General features: G+C 32.9%; 20 protein-coding genes and 1 tRNA gene. 7 read left to right on the top strand and 14 right to left on the bottom strand.

Translation table 11 applies throughout. The features are described from left to right. Nucleotides 1–120: 120 nt before the first annotated feature. From IW20_RS22035 to IW20_RS22025, 3 genes are all read left to right on the top strand, one after another. Complete coding sequence (locus tag IW20_RS22035) at nt 121–1,329, top strand: anhydro-N-acetylmuramic acid kinase (RefSeq protein ID WP_035627673.1); 1,209 nt, start codon at nt 121–123, stop codon at nt 1,327–1,329. A gap of 65 nt (nt 1,330–1,394) precedes the next feature. After that, on the top strand, nt 1,395–2,666 hold the full coding sequence (locus tag IW20_RS22030; protein ID WP_035627671.1) for an acyltransferase family protein: 1,272 nt from the start codon (nt 1,395–1,397) through the stop codon (nt 2,664–2,666). A gap of 221 nt (nt 2,667–2,887) precedes the next feature. Then, nucleotides 2,888–3,751: a penicillin-binding transpeptidase domain-containing protein gene (locus IW20_RS22025; RefSeq protein ID WP_035627669.1), complete on the top strand. Its 864-nt coding sequence runs from the start codon at nt 2,888–2,890 to the stop codon at nt 3,749–3,751. Between the two features lie 8 nt (nt 3,752–3,759). Here IW20_RS22025 and IW20_RS22020 read toward each other — a convergent pair whose 3' ends face one another. From IW20_RS22020 to IW20_RS22000, 5 genes are all read right to left on the bottom strand, one after another. Beyond that, a complete protein-coding gene (locus tag IW20_RS22020) occupies nt 3,760–4,146 on the bottom strand; it encodes a hypothetical protein (RefSeq protein ID WP_035627666.1) in 387 nt (128 codons plus the stop codon). 69 nt (nt 4,147–4,215) lie between these two features. Then, entirely contained in the window at nt 4,216–4,416 is a 201-nt protein-coding gene (locus IW20_RS22015) for a hypothetical protein (RefSeq protein WP_035627663.1), read from the bottom strand. Between the two features lie 180 nt (nt 4,417–4,596). Continuing rightward, nucleotides 4,597–4,920, bottom strand: coding sequence for a hypothetical protein (locus tag IW20_RS22010; protein ID WP_035627660.1), 324 nt, complete (start codon nt 4,918–4,920; stop codon nt 4,597–4,599). Nucleotides 4,921–4,971: 51 nt separating this feature from the next. Continuing rightward, the gene (locus IW20_RS22005; protein ID WP_035627658.1) at nt 4,972–5,334 is read right to left on the bottom strand and encodes a hypothetical protein; all 363 of its coding nucleotides are present in this window, start codon (nt 5,332–5,334) and stop codon (nt 4,972–4,974) included. Then, a complete protein-coding gene (locus IW20_RS22000) occupies nt 5,331–5,588 on the bottom strand; it encodes a hypothetical protein (protein ID WP_035627656.1) in 258 nt (85 codons plus the stop codon). Before IW20_RS22000 ends, IW20_RS22005 begins: the two co-directional genes overlap by 4 nt. A gap of 501 nt (nt 5,589–6,089) precedes the next feature. Between IW20_RS22000 and IW20_RS25980 the strand changes: the two genes are divergently transcribed. Both IW20_RS25980 and IW20_RS21990 read left to right on the top strand, forming a co-directional pair. After that, nucleotides 6,090–10,358 carry an alpha-L-fucosidase gene (locus tag IW20_RS25980; RefSeq protein ID WP_081912544.1) on the top strand — a complete coding sequence of 1,423 codons (4,269 nt, stop codon included), beginning with the start codon at nt 6,090–6,092 and terminating at the stop codon, nt 10,356–10,358. Nucleotides 10,359–10,515: 157 nt separating this feature from the next. Continuing rightward, nucleotides 10,516–11,025, top strand: coding sequence for a hypothetical protein (locus IW20_RS21990; protein WP_035627654.1), 510 nt, complete (start codon nt 10,516–10,518; stop codon nt 11,023–11,025). 34 nt (nt 11,026–11,059) lie between these two features. Here IW20_RS21990 and IW20_RS21985 read toward each other — a convergent pair whose 3' ends face one another. Then, a complete protein-coding gene (locus IW20_RS21985) occupies nt 11,060–12,511 on the bottom strand; it encodes an amidase (RefSeq protein WP_035627651.1) in 1,452 nt (483 codons plus the stop codon). A gap of 65 nt (nt 12,512–12,576) precedes the next feature. Next, nucleotides 12,577–13,134, bottom strand: a complete 558-nt coding sequence (locus IW20_RS21980) for a Crp/Fnr family transcriptional regulator (RefSeq protein ID WP_123869527.1) — start codon at nt 13,132–13,134, stop codon at nt 12,577–12,579. Nucleotides 13,135–13,761: 627 nt separating this feature from the next. Here IW20_RS21980 and IW20_RS21975 point away from each other — a divergent pair. Both IW20_RS21975 and IW20_RS21970 read left to right on the top strand, forming a co-directional pair. Beyond that, nucleotides 13,762–14,208 (top strand): GNAT family N-acetyltransferase, encoded by a 447-nt coding sequence (locus IW20_RS21975; protein ID WP_035627648.1) that lies wholly within the window; start codon nt 13,762–13,764, stop codon nt 14,206–14,208. A 7-nt stretch (nt 14,209–14,215) separates the two neighbouring features. Beyond that, entirely contained in the window at nt 14,216–14,506 is a 291-nt protein-coding gene (locus IW20_RS21970) for a DUF1272 domain-containing protein (RefSeq protein ID WP_035627646.1), read from the top strand. A 530-nt stretch (nt 14,507–15,036) separates the two neighbouring features. Here IW20_RS21970 and IW20_RS21965 read toward each other — a convergent pair. The 7 genes from IW20_RS21965 to murG all read right to left on the bottom strand — a co-directional run bounded on the left by IW20_RS21965 (nt 15,037) and on the right by murG (nt 22,423). Continuing rightward, a tRNA-Arg gene (locus tag IW20_RS21965) sits at nt 15,037–15,110 on the bottom strand. A gap of 74 nt (nt 15,111–15,184) precedes the next feature. Further along, nucleotides 15,185–15,634, bottom strand: coding sequence for a GatB/YqeY domain-containing protein (locus tag IW20_RS21960; RefSeq protein ID WP_035627643.1), 450 nt, complete (start codon nt 15,632–15,634; stop codon nt 15,185–15,187). Nucleotides 15,635–15,809: 175 nt separating this feature from the next. Further along, nucleotides 15,810–17,768, bottom strand: a complete 1,959-nt coding sequence (gene ftsZ / locus IW20_RS21955) for a cell division protein FtsZ (RefSeq protein WP_035627641.1) — start codon at nt 17,766–17,768, stop codon at nt 15,810–15,812. A gap of 51 nt (nt 17,769–17,819) precedes the next feature. After that, nucleotides 17,820–19,202, bottom strand: coding sequence for a cell division protein FtsA (gene ftsA / locus IW20_RS21950; protein WP_035627639.1), 1,383 nt, complete (start codon nt 19,200–19,202; stop codon nt 17,820–17,822). A gap of 6 nt (nt 19,203–19,208) precedes the next feature. Further along, complete coding sequence (locus IW20_RS21945) at nt 19,209–19,931, bottom strand: cell division protein FtsQ/DivIB (RefSeq protein WP_035627636.1); 723 nt, start codon at nt 19,929–19,931, stop codon at nt 19,209–19,211. Then, the gene (murC, locus tag IW20_RS21940) at nt 19,918–21,267 is read right to left on the bottom strand and encodes a UDP-N-acetylmuramate--L-alanine ligase (protein WP_035627631.1); all 1,350 of its coding nucleotides are present in this window, start codon (nt 21,265–21,267) and stop codon (nt 19,918–19,920) included. Before murC ends, IW20_RS21945 begins: the two co-directional genes overlap by 14 nt. A gap of 67 nt (nt 21,268–21,334) precedes the next feature. Then, a complete protein-coding gene (gene murG / locus IW20_RS21935) occupies nt 21,335–22,423 on the bottom strand; it encodes an undecaprenyldiphospho-muramoylpentapeptide beta-N-acetylglucosaminyltransferase (RefSeq protein WP_035627630.1) in 1,089 nt (362 codons plus the stop codon). Nucleotides 22,424–22,444 lie beyond the last annotated feature (21 nt).

Raw genomic sequence — 22,444 nt, 5'->3', positions numbered from 1 at the left:
CATTTCTTTCGCATAGATAGCTTATGTGCTTTTTAAATAAGTGAAACGTCTATTTTTTGAGATTTAAAAGCTATGTTACTATGTGTTAAAAATAATTCCATTTATTAAAAAACAAAAATCATGAACGCAAATCTGGAATCACTGTATAAAATTGCTCAAAAACCTTCCCGAACTATTATCGGATTAATGTCTGGTACGTCTTTGGACGGTCTTGATGTGGCTTTATGCGAAATCTCAGGTTCTGGCGAAAGCACAGAAGTTCGATTAGTTCAATTTGATACTGTAGATTATTCAGAAGAAATAAAATCGGAAATCAGAACTGTATTTGCTAAACAAACAATTGATTTTCAGAAACTGGTTTTATTAAATGAATGGATTGGAGTTCTTCATGCCAATATGATTTTGGAATGTTTAGAACGTTGGGGAATCCCAACCAACAAAGTCGATTTGGTAGCTTCACACGGACAAACTGTTTTTCATGCACCAAAGATTTTACATCAACAAGATAAATTCCCAAACGCTACTTTGCAAATTGGCGACGGTGATCATATTGCTGTAAAAACCGGAATTATAACCCTTTCAGACTTTCGTCAAAAGCATCTTGCTGCGGGAGGCGAAGGAGCACCACTTGCCGTTTATGGAGATTACTTTTTGTTTGGGAAAAAAGGCGAAAATCGTATCATGCTTAATATGGGTGGTATTGCAAATTTTACCTATTTGCCATCAAGCAGTAGTCCCGAAGAAGTTTTTGTTACCGATACAGGAACAGGAAATACACTAATCGACGCTTTTACCAGACTCTCATTTCCTGATAAAGCCTATGATAAAGATGCCGAAATCGCAAAACAAGGCAAAGTAAATAATTCTCTTTTAGAAGCTTTAAAAGCCGATGAGTTCTTCCTTGCCTCTTTCCCGAAGACTACAGGACCTGAACTTTTTAATATAGAATATGTTAGAAAAGCGCAAACCGAGAGCAATACAAACGATATTTCTGTTGAAGATTTATTAGCAACATTAACCCGATTTAGCGCCGAAACAATAGCCAGTGCTATACATACAGCTATAAACAACACAACATATTCTGCCGAAAGTTTTACAATTTATATGTCAGGCGGAGGTGCACACAATCCATTACTGGTAAGTTGGCTTAAAGAATTGTTGCCATGTACTTTCTCCAATACTGATTCTCTAGGAATTTCAGGAGATGCAAAAGAAGCCATATTGTTTGCCATTTTAGCAAACGAAACTGTTTCTGGTGGAACTTCAGATTTTGGAACACGCAAAGGAATTCCATCTGTATCGATGGGGAAAATTTCTTTTCCTAGTTAAAATAAAGAACTACTAAAAGTTTACGCTTTTATATAATTAATGAAACCAAAAAATAAACTAAACCAATGACAAAAGAACGTTTAATATCACTCGATGTATTTAGAGGATTTACGATTTTATTAATGACTATTGTTAATAACCCAGGAAGCTGGGCTTCTATATATCCGCCTTTAGAACATGCCGAATGGCACGGCTGTACTCCTACCGATTTAGTTTTTCCTTTTTTTATTTTTATAATGGGAACAGCAATCCCGTTTGCAATGCCTACAAAACATCTTGATTCAGGTGTTTTTAATAAAATTTTGGTTCGTTCGTTACGTATATTCTGTTTAGGATTATCTTTAAATTATTTCAGCCGAATCCAATTGTTTGGTCTGGAAGGAATCCCTTTATTGCTTCTTAGGTTAAGCATAACATTTGCAGTAGCTTATGCCCTTTTAGGAAACTTTACTTTAAAAATTAAAACATATCTTGTTTTTGGGATCTTCGCCTTACTATTGTTTTTAGCTTATAGCAAAATAGAAGCCTTTGAAGACGTAAGAATCCCTGGAGTTTTACAACGTATCGGGATTGTATATTTCTTTACTTCATTATTATATCTAAAAACAAATTTAAAAACACAACTTCTGGTTACAGCTTCAATTTTGTTGATTTACTGGATTTTAATGGCTTTTGTACCTGTTCCCGGATTTGGCGATCCTAATTTTGATAAAGGCACCAATCTGGCTGCTTGGTTAGACGATTTACTTTTGAACGGACACTTATGGAGTTTCTCTAAAACTTGGGATCCAGAAGGAATCTTAAGTACTTTACCAGCAATTGGTACAGGAATTCTCGGAATGTTTATAGGTCAAATATTAAACCTAAAAATTACAAAAACTGAGATTCTAAAAAAATTAGCCATTTCAGGAATTGTACTCTTGGTTATTGGTATGCTTTGGAACATAATATTCCCAATAAACAAATCACTCTGGACAAGTTCTTATGTTTTATATACAGCTGGTATAGCTACAATATGCTTAACCATTTTATACTATATAATAGATGTAGCAAACTATACAAAATGGACTAAACTGTTTTTAATTTGGGGAGTAAACCCAATGATTGTATTTTACTTCTCGGGAATAATCCCTAGAGTTTTGAGTTCTATTAAAGTTCAAAGTCCAGATATAGCGGCAGAAGAAATCAATCTTCAAGCCTTGATTTACAAATTTGGAATAGTGCCTTGTTTTGAAAATCCGCTAAATGCATCATTAGCTTATGCAATATCATACGCTATTTTTTGGTCACTTATACTTTGGGTTTTCTATAAAAAGAAAATGATTTTTAAAGTATAAAATATACAGTAAATTTTTTTTTTAGTTTTTTTGGGGGCGCCATGAATTACACAAGTTTTCACAAATCTGAATATTCAAATTGAATATTCACTATGTTCAATTGACATAAAACATTAGTGTAAATCTGTGTAATTTGTGGCAAACCTTTTTATAAAGAAATCCACAAAATTATTTTAATCTGTGGCTAAAAAATAGTCATGAACACATTTTAAAGCATCAAAATGAAATTGAAACAATTATTCTTTGGATTTGTATTTATCGGACTTCTTTTCTCTTGTTCTTCAAACAAGAAAAAAGACAATTCCTCAATTACATCAAATAGTGATAAAGTTCTGATACGTGAGGATTTTAAAAAACATTTTGATAATTGCAATGCCGAAGGCTCAATTGCTGTTTATGATAATAACAACCATACTTGGATTTTATCTGACACAACTACTACAAGAAAAGAAACCTTACCAGCATCTACATTTAAGATTATTAATCTTCTTATTGCATTAGAAACAAAAACCATTGCCAGCGAGAATGAGATAGTAAAATGGCCAGGAAGTACTGATACTATAAAATATGATTTCCGACCAAGTATTTACCACGATATAACGGTAAAAGAAGCTTTTGAAGTTTCGGCAGGATGGGCATTTATAGAATTAGCGAAAAAGATTGGTAAGGCCAATTACAAAAAATATTTAACGCTTTGTAATTACGGTAATCTAGACCTCTCACAAACAGATGCTGACTTCTGGAATTTTGGTGCTTTCGGAATTTCGCCAATCAATCAAGTTGAATTTCTTAAAAGACTTTACGAAGGAAATCTTCCTTTTTCTAAACGAAACATCGAAATAGTAAAAAAGGTAATGATAACTGAACAAAATACGGAATATACTATTCACTCTAAAACGGGTTGGACTAGAGAAAACGGAATCAATACGGGTTGGTGGGTTGGTTATATCGAGAATAAAAACGGAACTTACTTTTTTGCAACACGCCTTATACAAGACAGAAAATTAAATAGTACTAATTTCGGTCCTTGCCGAAAAGATATCACTAAGTCTGTGTTTAGGGATTTGAGGATTATACAACCTTAACCTATTCCCTACTTATTTAGTTTTACGTAGAGTAAATGACTATACTTCCCTAAGTACAAATCATTTGGATGATTAAAAGTAATTATGTTACTACTACCATTTAATTTTCCTTCTATTTTTCGATTTAAGAAACTAAACTCTATGATAATTCCGTTATCATTCATAGTTTTTTCAGCTTTCCAAGTACCTTTAGAACTTTCTTTTTTATCATAATTCTTTAGCTCAAAAGTTTTGTCTCGATTTAATAATAACAATCTATATTCTTCAACTTTAACTAATGAATCTCTTATTACAAATTTATCTATTTCGTACTTTCCTATTATTTGATTTTCATCAATTTTAGAAGAACAACCCGTTATAATTCCTAACAAAATAATTAAATATAAATTCTTCATATTTTTAATTGTTTTCGTGAATTCCAGTTGGTGTATTTCATTGGTTAACTGAATACAAAATCATTAAATTTATTCATCTTTTGAAATCCTTTTTTTAGCAAATCTCAAAACTAGTATTACTAGAATATCTAATACTATAAATCCTGCTATACTTAAATCTGTTTCGAGTGGTATTTCGTGACCTGAACCATGAGCAAGAAACCAAATTACGGCAAAAAATACAAGCAAGGTGTAAAACAATACCAAGGCAATATTAATTATGATTTTCATTAATTATTCTCTTTATTTTAATTTTAAATTATTCGTAAAATAATTTCCACATATAATCAGACGATATTTCTGAGCGATTAAAGAAAGTCAAAGACATAAATCTTAATAGTTTTTATAAAATATTCTAATCTGGGATATTACCAAAAAGACAATCTAAAGATTAACTTTTTGATAATGAAATTAAACTTTATCCTTTATTACATCAGACTCCATAAATTCTTCTATCAAATTTCTTAAAAGTTCCAAAGAGTAGCTATCATTAGCACTATAAAGTCTAATAATTCTTTCAGGGTCAATATTTTTCAACCCATCTTCCGCAAATTTTTCATGAATAAAATTACCAAAAGACTCAAAAAAATCATAGACTATTGAATCACTTTTACCGCTTGAATATCCTCTAAAAAAGATAAAAAAAGATTCTACATTATGAATAGAAAACATTGCTGGTCTTTTTGATACATATTGAATTAAATCAATATTTTCTAGTATTGTATTATTTTCCATTTTAAAATTTTATTTCTTAAATATTTAGCCTCATTCCTTTTATCACTCTACTTATGCCTTATGAACCGTATTTATTTTTTCAATAAAATGAAATACCGAAATAAAAACTATAGTTGCAATTAATTGATAAAAAACATCATCCAATTTTGTAAACTTTGCTAGAGTCAAATAACAAATAACCATTGATAATATCCCAATGATTAATCCATAAATAGCATATATAATTTTATTCTTTTTACTCATGATAAAAAAATAGATAACACTCATAACGATAGTTACTTGAAATCTTACAATTATCCCACCGTCTTTCCCGTGGTAATAATCTAAATCGGGTAAATTTATCTTATAGTCAATATAAAAAATGATGACTAGATTCATTAAAATTAACAGCAGTATAATAAAACTTCTTTTCATTTATTACTTAGTTTTAAAAACTTAAAAATAAAAAATACAAAAAGAATTACAGCGCAATTTACCATTAGATTACCAATTCCTGTAAAACCAAATTGTCTATATCCTTCAGAAACATAAAACTGATAATATATTGCAGGATACCCAATTACTAAACCATGATTAAAGGGAGGAAATCCAAAAAAAACACTATACAAAAGAGTCGACAATAAATATAAAACTCCAATAATTATAATTTGAAAAAAATTAGCTTTCATAAATTTTATTTTTCACAATTTACCTTTCCAAATTAACACTTCATCTATTCAAAAAAAAAACACACTCAACTAATAATCAATAATTTATTTTTCACAAACTTATAGAAAAGCAGATAATAGAGAATTTATCCATAGCCTTATTTATGACAAAATAAGACATAGTTTGATTACCTACAAGATACTATTACTCCAAACAATTTCTTGAAATAAAAAAGAAAACAATTTAAAGATAAATAGATCATCACAGAATAAATAAATAAATAAATTAAATAAATAATATTTTTCATACTGTGTTATTCAATAATAATCGATACATTCGTATTGTATTGATTTTCAAATACATAAAACCATAAGCGTTTAGTTTCTAATAAGCTATCAGGATTCCCCATTACAATATCATCTACAACAGGATATAAGTTATTTTATACGAGTTGTTTGAAAATTGACAATACCACACCGCTTTCCTTACTATTATTTATAACCTAAAAATTAATTAATCTTATGAAAGAATCTGCTTTAGTAACACCTACGCTTACGGATGAACAGTTGCTTACCAAAACGCAACAATACACGTTTAAATACTTTTGGGATAATGCATCAAGTTCAGGAATGGCACACGAACGCATTCCTGTTTCGGGAACAGCTGGAAATACCGTTACCTCAGGCGGTTCTGGATTTGGAGTAATGGCTATTTTAGTAGGCATAGAGAGAGGATTTATAACCAGAGAGCAAGGTCGTCAGCGTATTGAAAAAATTGTCGATTTCTTAACCAACTCCGCTACTAATTACAAAGGAGCTTTTGCTCATTGGATTAATGGAAATACGGGTGAAACAATTCCGTTTAGCACAAACGATAATGGTGGTGATTTGGTCGAAACCTCCTATATGATGCAGGGCTTGATTACGGCACGTCAGTATTTTAACCAACCTACATTAATAGAACAGGCTCTTGTTATTAAGATTAATATACTTTGGAACAATGTCGACTGGAATTACTTTACATTTGGTTCTAATAAGTTGTACTGGCATTGCGATAATGCGTTACAAAATACACTCAAATTACAAGTTGTTGGTTGGAACGAATGTATGATTACCTACCTCTTGGCAATTGCTTCCCCAACTCATGCCATCGACCCTAGTTTGTGGCAAAGTGGCTGGTCATCTGGTGGTACGTATAAAACCAAGAATCAAAAGTTTTATGATATTACACTTCCTATCGGTAACGGAAATGCAAAAGGTGGACCTCTATTTTTTGCTCATTATTCATTTCTGGGATTCAACCCTAAAAATTTGAGAGATACTTATAATGATGTAAATTATTTTCAGCAAAATGTAGCTCACACACTAATAAACAGAGCCTATTGCGAACAAAATCCGCTAGGATATAAAGGATATGGCGAGAACAAAGCTTGGGGATTAACTGCCTCTGATGGAAATATAAGTTACAGCGCCCACTCACCCGGAAACGACAAGGGAGTAATTGCTCCAACCGCAGCCATATCATCAATGCCCTATACTCCGAAAGAATCATTAGCCGCTCTAAGGTATTTTTATGAAAAATTGGGAACAAAAATCTGGAACGAAAAAGCAGGATTTATAGACTCTTTTAATGAAACTGTCAATTGGGTCGATGGTAGTTATCTTGCTATCGATCAAGGTCCGATTATTTGTATGATCGAAAATTACCGCTCGGGTTTGCTTTGGGATTACTTTATGTCGGCTCCCGAAATTCAGACCGCTCTTGGTAAACTGAACTTTAAACCAGATTATTATCCTCGTCCAATAATTAGAGAGCCTCTCATAATTGATAATTTTGAAAATGGACAAATTAACTTTACAGATAAAATAAACATAAACCCTGCTCGCGATATGCAAATTACGGTGGTAGATAATCCAGATAAAACAGGATCTAACCAAAGTAATAAAGTCCTGAAATTTAAACGGACAGATAATACCGCTAAATGGGCAGGATTTTACTGTACGCTGAATCAGCCTCTCACAGAGTATAAGTATTTGTACATGAAGTATTATCGCAATAATCCGAATTCTCAGATTAGACTTAATATTTCAACTGAATTCATGTCACAAAGTCCATTAGATAAAGTAAACGAATGGGGAGTTGCAGTCTTTGATTTATTAACGAATAAAGTAAAAGATATCTCGGCTTTTGGTATTCAGCCCGATTTTACTGATAATCGTGCCATTGGAGATATTGTATACATTGATAATTTAACTTTTAGCGATACCGAAATTGATATTGATCCTTTTTACAATAACAATCCTAAAGAACTTGTAGCAACTGATATACAAACAGATTCAATTACTTTATCGTGGGATGAACTTCCCGGAATCACTTCGTATGATGTGTTTAAAGAAGGTATTTTTCATCAAAATGTTGCCCATACTTCGATCACCATTCATAACCTGAATGCTTTTGATATTTACTTTTTCTCGGTAAGAGGACGAGATGACAACCAAAATCTTTTTACAAAACTCAGTAATAATCTTTATGTGGCAACGCTGGAAACAAAAGCCCATAAAGACGCAAGAATGGCCTGGTGGCGTGAAGCTGGTTTTGGACTATTCTTGCATTGGGGTGCTTACGCTGGACTTGCAGGATTTTATAAAGGACCAACTTTAATGAAATCCGGTCCGTATACAGGGCCTGATTACTGGATGAAAGATTACTATTCTGCTTATCGTCCTGAATGGATCAATCCTGATGGAACTATTAAAATCGATCCTTCTACAGGAGAACCTTACCAACGCGGTCAATATGCCGAGTGGATTATGTTTGCAGCTCAAATTCCCAGAGTCGAATACAAATCACGCTGGCAGCAAAACTTTACAGCACAAAACTTTGATGCAACCGAATGGGTAAGAATGGCAAAAGATGCTGGCATGAAATATATTGTTATTACTGCCAAACATCACGAAGGTTTTGCCTTGATGCATACCCATCACGTAGGATACAATATTCAGGATGATACCAATATTACAGCCGATGTTTTAAAAAATCTGGTCACTGTAGCTCATGCTGCAGGATTAAAAATTGGGTTTTATTATTCGCAATGTCTGGACTGGATGAATCCGGGAGGAATGGGATGGATTCCTCAAAATACGACACCAAGTCATGAGGCTTCTTATGAGGATCAAGCAACATATACTGATACCATTGTAATACCTCATATCCAGACCATGATTAACGATTATGGTGTTGACTTACTTTGGTGGGATATGGGAGGCGGTAGCACACCCGAATTCCGCTACCGAATGATGAAGGCAATAAAAAACATCCCCGGATCAGACCGCTTGATATTCAATAACCGAATGGAAGATGGTTTGACTGGAGACTATGCTACTCCTGAACAAAACATTCCTAGTATGCCACCTAACGGGAATGGAACAGATTGGGAAACATGTATGACCATGAATGATAATTGGGGATATGATGCATACGACCCGCGCTGGAAAACAGAAACAGATTTGCTTCAAAAATTGATTGATATTGTGAGTAAAGGAGGTAATTTCTTGCTCAACATTGGTCCTGAAGGAGACGGAACATTCCCTCCACAAGCTATAAACAGACTTGATGGTTTTGCAGCTTGGATGATTATAAATAAAACGGCTATCGAGAAAGCAGATCCAAGTCCATACACAAAGCAATTGCCTTGGGGACGAGCTACCCGAAAAATTATAGACGGAACTCAATACCTATACCTACATGTATTTACTGATAATTGGCCCGAAAATGGAAATTTAGTTGTTCCTAGCCTTCGTGAAGGTAGCATTGTTAAAGCCTATTTTCTTGCCGATACTACCAAAACAGCACTGAATATAGCGCCTAATGAAAATGCTTCGGGATATATTATTCCAGTACCTGCCAACCCTATAGATAGTATTAGTACAACGATTGTCTTAGAAATGTCAGGAATTATAGATATACTAATCAACTTTGTTAAGCAATTCAAAGATGGCACACTTAATCTGAATGCTGTCGATGCTATTGTAAGTGGACTCAGTATCGAAAATGGTCCCCTTTATAATCTTGGCGGATGGACTGATGATACTAAATTTGCTACTTGGCATGTGGAAGTTACACAACCCGGAAACTTTATTTTGGATGCTGTTGTATCTGGCTATTCGGGACAGTTTGTTCTGAAAGTAAACGGAGTAGATCAAGGACCTTATCCGTTTACAATTTCAACAGGTGGTTTTACTAATTATCAAACCTTATCTATAGGAACAGTTAATTTACCTATTGGTGTTTATGACATCGAATTACATCGTATTTCAAACGGAGGTTGGGATCCTGTTAATGTGCGTCAAATTTCGATTCATCTTCCAGTCGATACAACTCCTATTATCAATCAAAATGCAGATAGAACGCTTGTGCTTCCTGCTCAAAATGCCATACTACACGGAAGTGGTATCGTGATAGAACATGCTCCAAATTATAACATTGGCGGATGGACAAATGCAGCAGCTTATCCAGCTTGGAGAGTTAAAGTGAATACAGCAGGTATTTACCATTGGAAAAGCGAACTATCCGGTTATTCAGGTAAATTTCAATTGGTGATAAATAATGTTTCAACTATTAAATATCCATTTACTACAACTAGTAATAATTTCAACAACTATCAAATCGACCAGTTGGGAGATGTTCATCTGGAAGAAGGAATTTATTATATCGAATTGCACCGTATTTCCAACGGAGGCTGGGATCCTGTAAATGTACGTAACATTACCTTTTACCAAGATCTGCTTTAATAGGCAATCGATCTAATAAAAAAATAGTTATACATTAGCAATTACATGCTAATAAACTGTATCTCTATCAAATAGAGATACAGAAACTATTTTATTATATATAAAATTAGCTGTAACTTGAAACAAAAAATACATCTGCAACACATTAATTATACATATGATTAAACTTAGAAAAGTGATTATTATTGGAATTGCAATATTTTGCAGTAGTTGCAATAAAAAAAATGAAGTTGTAAAACCAAAGATAGAACAAGACGTTAAAGACCAAAAGCATTTAGTTTTAGAGTATCACAAAAATCATTTCAAAAAGCTACGAAATGAAATGGATAGAATAGAAATTTCTCTATATAAAATTAAAGACGATACTCGGCAGGACACAACAAAACTTGTTAGATTAGACAGAATACTTGATAAAAAGAAAATAAAAGAATTTGATTCATTATTTGATTCTACAAAAAATGAAGGGTATTGCTGCTGTCCTAAAACTCATTATATAATCGATTTATTTAAGCAACAAAAAAGACTAAAAAGATTTAATGTTGATACTTTAAGAGTAAAAGACAAAGCCTTTATTTTTGATACAAGTTATCAAACATCTTATATAATTCCTTTAACTGTTTGGAACAATTTCATAACTGACTCTAGAGTTGTTTCTAGTAATAAATAAGATGAAGTTTCTAAAGAAATTTAAAAAACCTATTTCAGTACGAAATAGGTTTTTCAAATCCATTAGTGAATTTTTCAAAATATTGAGCAATTTCTAATAATTTCTTATCTGTCCATTTTTTGGAATGTATTTGAACTCCAACAGGCATTCCGTTTTTCTTTTTTCCAATCGGGATAACGACTATTGGATGTCCCGAAAATGCAGTAGTAAAGTTAAAGGAAGCGAGGGCTTTAGTATAGCCTATTTTTTTATTATTAACGGTAAAAGGTTTTCCCGCATTTTGATGTTTATAAGCTTCAAAAGAACAAACTGGCGTAATCCAAACGTCATAAGTTGTCAAAAAATCATTATAAATTTTAGAAAAATCATCTTTATAATCTATTGCTTTTGCATAATCGATGTTGGACAAACGTTGTCCCAAAGCCATTCCTTTTGCCCACAAATGGTCTCTATATTTCAGACGAATAAACGCATACATAAAGCTGGCTAATAACGGTACTTTGGGATTGTTAATTCCTATTTCAAATCCAATAATTTTACTGCATTCTAAATAGGCTTTTTGTTCGTCATATTTTGGGTGGTCAATAATTAAAATATGATTTTCATTTTTTATCTTGGTTATAAAATCCCTAAACAATTCTAAATATTCAGTGTCAACTTCTGTATCGTTTATGGTTTCAGAATAAGCAATAGTTAAAGATTGTTTGTTCCATTCACTAATGTTTAAATTAGTTGGAAACAATTCGGGAAGTTCATATTTCGTGTTATTCCCTAAAACTTCCATCATTAAAAGTAAGTCTGTAGCATTTTTTGCAAAAGGACCAGGTGTAATAATATGTCGCCTTCCTTGTGGTTTGTTTTTGACTTTTAGATGACCTCTATTAGAAAGAAAATTTTCGGATGGACGCAAACCACAAATACCATTAAAATGAGCAGGAACTCTAATCGATCCACCAGCATCAGCTCCTAATTCCAAAGGACTAAAACCTGAAGCTACCGAAACTGCTGAACCACCAGAACTTCCTCCTGCAACTCTCGAAATATCGTACGGATTATTCGTTTGTCCGTTCCAAAAATTAGTGCTTTGCCAGTCAAGACAATAAAGTGCAGTATTTGTTTTTCCAATAATAATAGCTCCTGCATCTTTCAATCTTTTAACCAATTCTGCATCTTCTGTAGCAACATAATTTCTCGAAAGAGGATCTCCATTTGAATTTTTTAATCCATTTACCAAGAAACTATCCTTTACAGTTATTGGTAATCCATGAAGGAGTCCAAGACTTTTCCCTTGTTCAATAGCTAAATCTTTTTCCCTTGCTTCATTTAAAATTTCTTCTTTTTCTCTTAAATCTGAAATAGCATTAATTCTAGGATTAAATTTTTCTATATGGTTTAAAAAAGCGGTAACAGTTTCTACAACTGTTATTTCTTTCGCTTTTATTTTTTTAACGAGCTCTGTCGCACTTTCAAATACAATATTTTTCATTATCTTTTTTTACAAAGCTCAGTCAAATATATTTGTATCTTTTTGACAAATATCAAAATCGCATTTTATTTTTCGGCTCTAATTCTACTTAATGTTTCTTGTGTAATACCTATATAAGATGCAATGTATCCTAAATTAACTCTTTGTTGAAGCGAAGGAAATTTGTTGTTTAGCTTTACATAACGCTCTTTTGCTGAGTGAAAAAGTAAATCTTCAATACGTTCTGCAATATCTATATAGATGTTTTCTAGAAAAATACGAGCATATTTTTCATAATGGGGTTTATCTTCTAGTAATTTTATCCAATCATAGTAGTTCACATATGACAAAGAAGTATCTTCTAATAATTCAATATTATACCGACTTTTTTTTCTTTGGATAAAACTATCAATAGCTGTTATAGTTGTATTTTCTATCGCAAAATGAGCCGTGATATCTTTGGCGTCCTTGTAATAAAATGCTCTTGCCAATCCTTTATGCAGGATAAAAAATTGATTACAAATAGTTCCTTCACGGTGTAATAAGTGCTTGCTTGGAAATTCCTGAAAAGTCATTAGTTTACTAAAATCTTCAAAGAAATCTGATGAAATTTGGTCAGATAAATTTAAGTTGTCGAATATCAATTTTCGTTATTTTGGGTTAATAATATCATCAACTTCAGACTATTGAAATAAACCTTCAGTAGCACCATTGTTGAGTTTGATTACTTACGAAGATAAATAAAAAGAATATTATGACTATAAAAAAGTACCCTGATGCATTAAGAGAAAATTAAACCTACATTGGTATATCCTATAATTACGGACTTCGCTGTATGGAATTAGAATCGTGCGTTTACAAGAAAAGAAAATGCCTTATAAATAAGGCGTTTTCTTTTAAAATAAAGTGAAAATTGTGACCCTGACGGTACAAAATCCGAACCAATTATTGGAAGATTTAAAGATTTTGAATGATGTCTAATTTTGCAATTTGAATTTAATATCACTATTGGTTAGAGTTGAGTTCTCGCTAATTCATCAAAGTAACAATAACGCCAAGATTTACAATCGTATTAGTACGAAAAGTATTTAATAAATAAAAAGTCCATTTGGTGGTTAATGAAATAAAAATTCTATTTTTGAAAACAAATAACACTGACATCTGTCAGACATAGCGCCCCAATTTAGTGTAGATAAGTCGGCTATCGTCAGACATATATACAAGTTGGCGGCAAGCAGAAACGAACATTCGTACGTACCAATAAGAAACATATGAAAATACGAAAAATAGAACTAAATGACGTTAAGAATTTATCCGAGCTTTTTAATGACTACCGAATTTTCTATGAAATGGAATCTGACTTGGAAGGGTCAGAGAAATTCCTGCTTGAAAGAATTAAAAACAAGGAATCCGAGATTTTTGTAGCTGAGAATCCAGAAAACAACTTAATTGGTTTTGTTCAAATGTATCCAATTTTCTCATCGACAAGAATGAAAAGACTTTGGCTTTTGAATGATTTATTTGTTGTTGATAATCACAGAGGACTTGGCGTTTCGGTTTTGTTAATCAATAAAGCAAAAGAACTTTGCATAGAAACCAATTCTTGTGGAATAGTTTTAGAAACTGCAAAATCAAACGATGTTGGAAACAAACTATATCCAAAAGCTGGATTTTCAATGGACTTAGATCATAATTATTATTCGTGGAATAACAAATAAAAAAAGAATGTTAGAAATTAGACCTATTTGTGAACATTGCGCAAAATCTTTACCAAACGAAAGTGAAGAAGCAATGATTTGTACTTTTGAATGTACTTATTGTAAGGATTGTGTAGACAATCTCTTAGAAAATGTTTGCCCAAATTGCGGAGGTGGATTTGAGAAAAGACCAATTAGACCGAAAGAATTGCTACTGAAATATCCATCCAAAATAGAACCTCTACTAAAGCCAGTTAATTTAATTGAGTTTGAAGTTTTGAAGAGTAAAAACAAGGATTTAGAACCCAACAAACGATAATACCATCCGCCAACAGCAGTTTGGGTAGATTGGAGCTTTAGTGGAATTACCGTAAACAATCACGTTTACGTTCAGTCAAAAATACTCTACTTAAAAGTCCCCAGCTGCGAAACGTTTGTGGTCATTGTACAGCAGAATAAGGAATCTAGCGCTAATCAAAAAAAATGAACAAAATATATTTACAAGTAATTTTTATTCTCTGACTTACAAATTGTGCAACACAAAAACAGAAAATAACGAACAATCAGACAAATCAGAATTATACAGTTAAAATTGATAGCTTGATCTTATTCGACAATTCAAGAAACTGTATTGTACCGGTTCCTTTCTACACGCCAAATTCAGCCAAAAAAATAACAAGTAATCATTTTCAGTCATGGTTATTATCAAAACAAAGGAAGTTCAAATTTGAAATATTCATATCTGACTAAGTTCCTTGTTTCAGAAGGCTATTGTGGGATTTAAATTCATTTTAAAATAAAAAACGCCTTTAAAATAAGGCGTTTTGAAATGAATTAGCAATTAATATGTGACCACGGTAGGGTTCGAACCTACAACCCTCAGAGTCGAAATCTGATATTCTATCCAGTTGAACTACGCAGTCATTTTGATTATAGATTATTGAAATTCAGATTTTAGATTCCCGATTAGGAATCTAAAATCCAAACTATAAAATTCTTATACTAATAATTTCTTTACAATAGTCGAAATGGTTTTTCCTTCAGCAGTTCCACCCAATTGAGCAGAAGCCAATCCCATTACTTTGCCCATTGAAGCAATTCCTGAAGCTCCAGTTTCTGCAATGATTTTTGCAATAACTGCTTCTACTTCTTCTTCGCTTAATTGTGCAGGCAAGAATTTCTCGATTACAGCAATTTGTGCCAATTCTGGCTCTGCTAAATCTGGACGGTTTTGCTCTGTAAAAATTCTAGCGCTTTCTTTACGAGTTTTAACTAATCTCTGAAGTAATTTAATTTCATCATCTTCAGTTAATTCTTCTTTAGATCCTGAAGCTGTAGCAGCCAATAACATTTCTGATTTGATAGCTCTTAAAGCCTCTAATGCAACAGTATCTTTTGCTCTCATGGCGGTTTTAATTTCGTCCATGATTTGTGTTTGTAAACTCATCTGATTTATATTTTTTAATAAGCTAGGCTTATATGATTTGAAAATTTGATTTTTGAATTCAAAATCCCGAAGAATCGGTATAAAATTCAGCCGATTTTAATTCTGTGCGAAGATAAAAAAAATAACCCGAAAATTAAATTCAATTTTCGGGTTACCTCATTTTGATTTTATAATATTAATCTACGTTGTCATGCAAAAATGAATTGTTAGAACGCAACTGTAAATCATTATTACTATCTGTTCCTACAGAGATTCTAGAATTTGTGTTATTCTGTGAACTGTTAGAAAGATCAATACCCAATCTCTTATAGGCTGGCTCTTTCTCTAGTTCTTCAACTCTAGAAACGTTATTATGGAATTTATAGTTAAATTCTTTTAATTTCTTTCTTCTTTCGTCAGCTCTCAAACGTAATGTTTCTTCGATAGTTAACTCCATTGGAGATACTTCTGCAGAAAAATTAGTTTCAGGCACAACTGCTCTTTGGTGAACTGTAATATTAAGTTCTTCTGGAATAACTTCCTCAATTACCTTTTCAACAGGTTTTGATGAACTTAAATCATTCTCAAGTTCCATATACTCTTCCAAAGAATATTTGATAATACCTTTATCCGAAAGTTCTGTAACTGGAACAAATTGAACTGGCTGATTTACTTTAATATCACGTGTTTCATTTGATAATTCAAATAAAACTCTAGTATCTTCAACTACAGGTGGAGCTTTAACTTCTGGCTCAGTTCTAAAAAGAGGCAAGTCAAAAGAAAAAGTAGTTTGTTCCTCTTTTTCAATGATTCTCTGTTGAACAGCTCTTACAGGGGCAACTTCAGGAGCTGAAATAGTAAAATCAATATCTGTAATTGGAGAAACGATTTCAAAAGTCACATCTAAATTTTTAATAAATTCAGACATTACAACTAATTCATCTTCGTTAATCACTGGTGTTTGAACAATCGGTGCAACAGGTGTAGGTGCTGGTGTATCGTCGATTAGTTCAAAAACTATTTTATCTTCTGGTTTTGGTGTTGAAGGGGTTTCAGCATTCAAATCAAAAGTAGTAACTGTTTTATTCGTTAAATTATGAACACTTCTTTGCTCATCTTCTAGCGTATGGATAATTTTTTTAGGCTCAGTATTTACGATTTCGTTTTGTTGTTCCACATCAAAACCTGTCGCAATAATAGTAACAGCAATAGCATCACCAAGAGTTTCGTCTTCACCAACCCCCATAATGATATTTGCGTTAAAACCTGCCTCTACCTGGATATGATCATTGATCTCTCCAATTTCATCAAGTGTAATCTCGTTAGAACCTGAAACGATAAGCAACAATACGTTTTTAGCTCCCGTAATTTTATTGTCATTTAACAATGGAGAATCTAATGCCGAAATAATAGCATCTTTTGCTCTGTTTTCTCCAGATGCAGTAGATGATCCCATTATAGCAGTTCCACTATTAGACAATACTGTTTTAGCGTCACGTAAATCGATATTCTGAGTATAGTGATGCGTAATAACTTCAGCAATACCTCTTGAGGCTGTTGCCAAAACTTCATCAGCTTTAGAGAATCCTGCTTTAAAACCAAGATTTCCGTAAACTTCTCTTAATTTATTATTATTAATTACAATTAATGAATCGACTTGTTTACGTAACTTTTCGATACCCAAAAGCGCTTGCTCCTGACGTACTTTACCTTCGAAAAGAAACGGAATAGTAACGATTCCAACTGTAAGAATTTCTCTTTCTTTGGATAATTGTGCAATTACTGGCGCAGCACCTGTACCGGTACCTCCACCCATACCTGCAGTAATAAATACCATCTTGGTATTGCGATCCAACATCTTCTCGATGTCTGCAATACTTTCGATAGCCGACTGTTGTCCTACATCTGGATTGGCACCTGCTCCTAAACCTTCTGTTAAGTTAACCCCTAACTGAATTTTATTAGGCACGGAACTATTTTGTAGCGCTTGTGAATCTGTATTACAAACGATAAAATCTACTCCTTTAATTCCTTGTTTAAACATATGGTTTATGGCATTACTACCTCCACCTCCTACACCGATAACTTTTATTACATTTGATTGATTCTTTGGTAAATCAAATGAAATGCTTCCAAATTCTGAGTTGCCCATCATATTTTTGGTTTTTTGATATTAAATATTAATTCTTGTATTATTTCAAATCGCTTATTCAGCGTTGTCTAAAAAATCTTTGATTTTATCGACATAGCGGTCAAAAAAGGATCTTCTTATTTTTGTTTCAGTCGATTCTTCCTTAACTACCTTCTTCACTTCTTCAACAGTTTCTACATAAGATTCTTCAACCTCATAATGTTGCTGTTGTACCGGGGCTCTATGTACTGGTGCCTTTGGTTGTTCTATAACATCCAATCTTACGGCACTTTGAGTTCTATTTTCTATGCTGTTCATTACTAAACCAACAGCTGTAGCGTATAACGGACTAGAGATTTCTTCGTTAGAATTTCCTGCCAAATGCTCATTTGGGTAACCAATTCTGGTATCCATTCCTGTAATGTACTCTACTAATTGCTTAATGTGTTTTAGTTGAGCTCCACCACCTGTAAGAACAATTCCTGCAATTAATTTTTTACGAGGATCTTCATGTCCATAAGCTTTTACTTCTGTAAAAACCTGATCTACAATTTCGACAACACGAGCATGAATTATTTTTGATAAATTTTTCAAAGAAATTTCTTTTGGCTCTCTTCCTCTTAATCCCGGAATCGAAACAATTTCATTGTCTTTGTTTTCACCTGGCCATGCAGATCCAAATTTAATCTTCAATAATTCGGCTTGTTTCTCAATAATTGAACAACCTTCTTTTATATCATCTGTAATTACATTTCCTCCAAAAGGAATTACAGCAGTATGACGAATGATTCCGTCTTTAAAAATTGCTAAATCTGTTGTACCGCCACCGATATCGATAAGTGCTACTCCTGCTTCTTTTTCTTCCTGACTCAATACAGCATCTGCCGAAGCCAATGGCTCTAATGTTAAGCCTGATAATTCAATTCCTGAACTCTGAATACATCTTCCCACGTTTCTTATAGATGAAGCCTGTCCAACTACAACGTGAAAACTAGATTCTAATCTTCCACCGTACATTCCAATCGGTTCTTTAATCTCCGATTGTCCATCAATTTTAAATTCCTGTGGTAAAACGTGAATAATTTCTTCACCTGGTAACATAGCCAGTTTATTAACTTGGTCTATTAAAAGCTGAATGTCATTCTCGCCAATTACCTCTTCAGGATTGCTTCTGCTTATGTAGTCTGTATGCTGAATACTACGAATATGCTGTCCTGCTATCCCTACAACTACATCTTTAATCTTGTAACCCGAATTATTCTCCGCTTCATGTATCGCTTGCTGAATAGATTGTATTGTTTGAGTAATATTGTTTACAACACCTCTCGCAACACCTAAGCTTTTTGATTTTCCTATTCCTAGAATCTCAAGCTTACCATATTCATTCTTCTTACCTATCATGGCAACAATTTTGGTTGTACCAATATCTAGACCTACTGCAATATTATCTTTTCCCATTATCTATTATTTTGTGCAAACTACTTGTTCCGTAAACCTAAGATCTATCCTTTTATATTTATATAACGAACTATCCAAAACAGCTTTTTGAAAAAAGGCTTTATAATTATTAAATTTTCGCTCAACATTTATCGTTCTGCCAAAATCTATCTCATAATTAAAATTTCTGTTAAGCAATTTTAAGCTACCATTAGGCATAATTTGAATCGCAATGATATTTTTTTTCAAAAATGCATCGTCAAAAATCATGCGGAATAATGTAGCTAATTCTTCGTTATTTTTCTCATTTATATTCCCCGAAACAAGAGGAACTCTAGCCGTAAAATTATCCGACAAAGGCATTTTATTACCCTCGTAATCAATATAAAACGACTCATTCCCGTTCATAATGCGGGCTATCGGCGTCTTCTGTTTTACTACTGCTTTTAGAATACCATCAATACTCACAAATACATCCGATTTTTCAATCATCACTTGCGTATTAAGGGCTTTCTCTATCTTATTCAAATCTAACCCTTCTTTTTTAATGCTAGAAGCATCTTTTTCATTTTCTATTAACAATTTATTAACCGCTTCCGGCTTAATAAAAATAGCGTTTTCTCCTACAAAAACAACAGTAGATTTCTTTAAATTTCGCTCTCCATTTCTATGTGAAGTAAACGAAAATAAAAAAATGACTACTCCAAACATGAGTATCAAACGAATATTTATCCAATTAATTAATTTCATTTAAGATGTTTTTAATTGACGGCACTAATTCTCCTAAATCACCCGCTCCAATAGTCACAATTATGGTCGCATCGCTCGCCTTAATTGATGCTAATAAATCATCTTTAGCAACTATTTTCCTGTTAGAATTACTCATTTTATCCATTAGCCATTGCGATGTAATTCCTTCCATCGGCAACTCTCTTGCTGGATAAATATCCAATAAAATCACTTCATCAAATGCGGATAAACTTTTAGCAAATCCATCTGCAAAATCTCTTGTTCTGCTAAACAAATGAGGCTGAAATACAGCCAGTACTTTTTGCCCTGGATACAACTCTCTAACCGCTTGATTTACTGCATTTATTTCTGTCGGATGATGTGCATAATCATCTATATAAACCAGTTTATCTGTTTTAATCTGATAAGAAAAACGTCTTCTTATTCCTTTAAACGAAGCCAAAGCTTTTGCAATTGCATCGGTTGATGTTCCGTATGTTTTTGCCATTGCAATAGCCATTAAAGCATTCATTAAATTATGCTTACCTGGCAATCCAAAATGCAAATCTTTAATAGTTTCTGATGGCGTTTGCACATCAAAAACATAACTTCCTTTCTCAATTCTTACATTAAATGCTTTAAACGGAGCGTCTTCGTTTATAGCACATTGAACTCCTTCAAGAGGTAATTCTTTGGTTATAAAAAGATTATTTTTATCCTCAACTTTTGAAGCAAATTCTACAAATGATTCTTCAATTGCTTCACTTGTTCCGTAAATATCCAAATGATCTGCATCCATAGATGTGATGCAAGCAATATTTGGGTGTAAATGCAAGAACGAACGATCAAATTCATCTGCCTCGACAACAGTAACAGTTTTCCCGTTTCCTATTAAGTTCGAATTATAATTCTCTACAATTCCACCTACAAAAGCAGTAACATCTGCACCACTTTCGTAAAGAATATGTCCTAAAATACTAGATGTTGTTGTTTTACCATGTGTTCCTGCTACAGCAAAAGAAAAAGTACCTTGGGTAATAATTCCTAAAACTTCGGCTCTTTTCTTAACCTGATAATTTCTTTCTAAAAAATAATTCCACTCCGAATGTGAAGTCGGAACTGCTGGCGTGATAATAACCAATGTGTTTTCTACAAAATAATCACTTGGAATTAAACTGATATTATCTTCAAAATGAATATTAATCCCACTTTCGATAAGCTCATTTGTAAGCGTTGAAGGTGTCTTGTCGTAACCTGAAACTTGTTTTCCAATGTTCTTGAAATAACGAGCCAGAGCACTCATTCCGATGCCTCCAATTCCTATAAAATAGACGTTCTGTATTTGGTTTAAATTCATTTCTTTTTTGCTTTAGGCTTTAGGAACTAAGCTTTACGCGTAGACCTTCAACTTTATGACTATTTTTTTACTTAATCAACTTTATAATTTCTGCAACAATTGCTTTTGTTGCACCTGGCATTGCCAATTTTTTTATATTCTCTCTAAGCTGTTTTTGCTTTTCTTCATCCTTCAACAACGCTTCAAAAACAATGCTAAACTCGCTATTTAACTCAGATTCTTTCAATAAAATCGCACCATTCTGATCTACAATAGCTTGTGCGTTTTTTGTTTGATGATCTTCGGCAACATTAGGTGACGGAATAAAAATGACTGGCTTTCCAACTATACATAATTCCGAAACCGACGATGCTCCTGCTCTTGAAATAATCACATCGGCAGCTGCATAAACAAAATCCATTCGTTCTATAAAATCAACCACTTTTACATTTGGCTGATTGTATTTTTTATAATCTTCAAAATATAATTTTCCGCATTGCCAGATTACCTGAACATATTGCGATAGCATATTTGGCAATTCTTTTTCTATTAATTGATTCACTCTTCGAGCACCAAGACTTCCGCCAAGAACCAACAATGTTTTTTTATTTGCATCTAAATTGTAAAATGCAATTGCTTCGTCTCTTTTGCTACCAATATCAATTAAATCCTGACGAACCGGATTACCAGTTAAAACAATTTTATCTGCAGGAAAAAAACGTTCTAAATTTTTATATGCTACACAAATTGCACTCGCTTTTTTGCTAAGCAATTTATTTGTAATTCCCGGAAAAGAGTTTTGTTCTTGAATAACTGTTGGAATTCCTGCCGAGCCTGCCATTTTTAATAACGGCCCACTAGCAAAACCTCCTGTACCAATAACTACATTTGGTTTAAATGCCTTAATTATTTTTCTTGATTGCAATAAACTACTCATTAACTTAAAAGGAAACATGGCATTCTGTAACGTTAATTTTCGTTGTAACCCAGCAATCCAAAGACCTTTTATTTCATATCCTGCTTGTGGTACTTTCTGCATTTCCATTTTGTCTTTGGCACCAACAAATAGAAACTCAGCATCAGGATATTGTAATTTTAATTCATTCGCAATTGCGATTGCAGGATAAATATGTCCTCCTGTTCCACCACCGCTTAATATGAATTTATATTTTGTCATATTTTTAAATGTTACTACATT

It is taken from the genome of Flavobacterium hydatis (assembly GCF_000737695.1).
Taxonomy (GTDB): Bacteria; Bacteroidota; Bacteroidia; order Flavobacteriales; family Flavobacteriaceae; genus Flavobacterium; species Flavobacterium hydatis.
The sequence above is the reverse complement of the archived record's forward strand: the minus strand, read 5'-3'. Positions and strand labels throughout refer to the sequence as shown.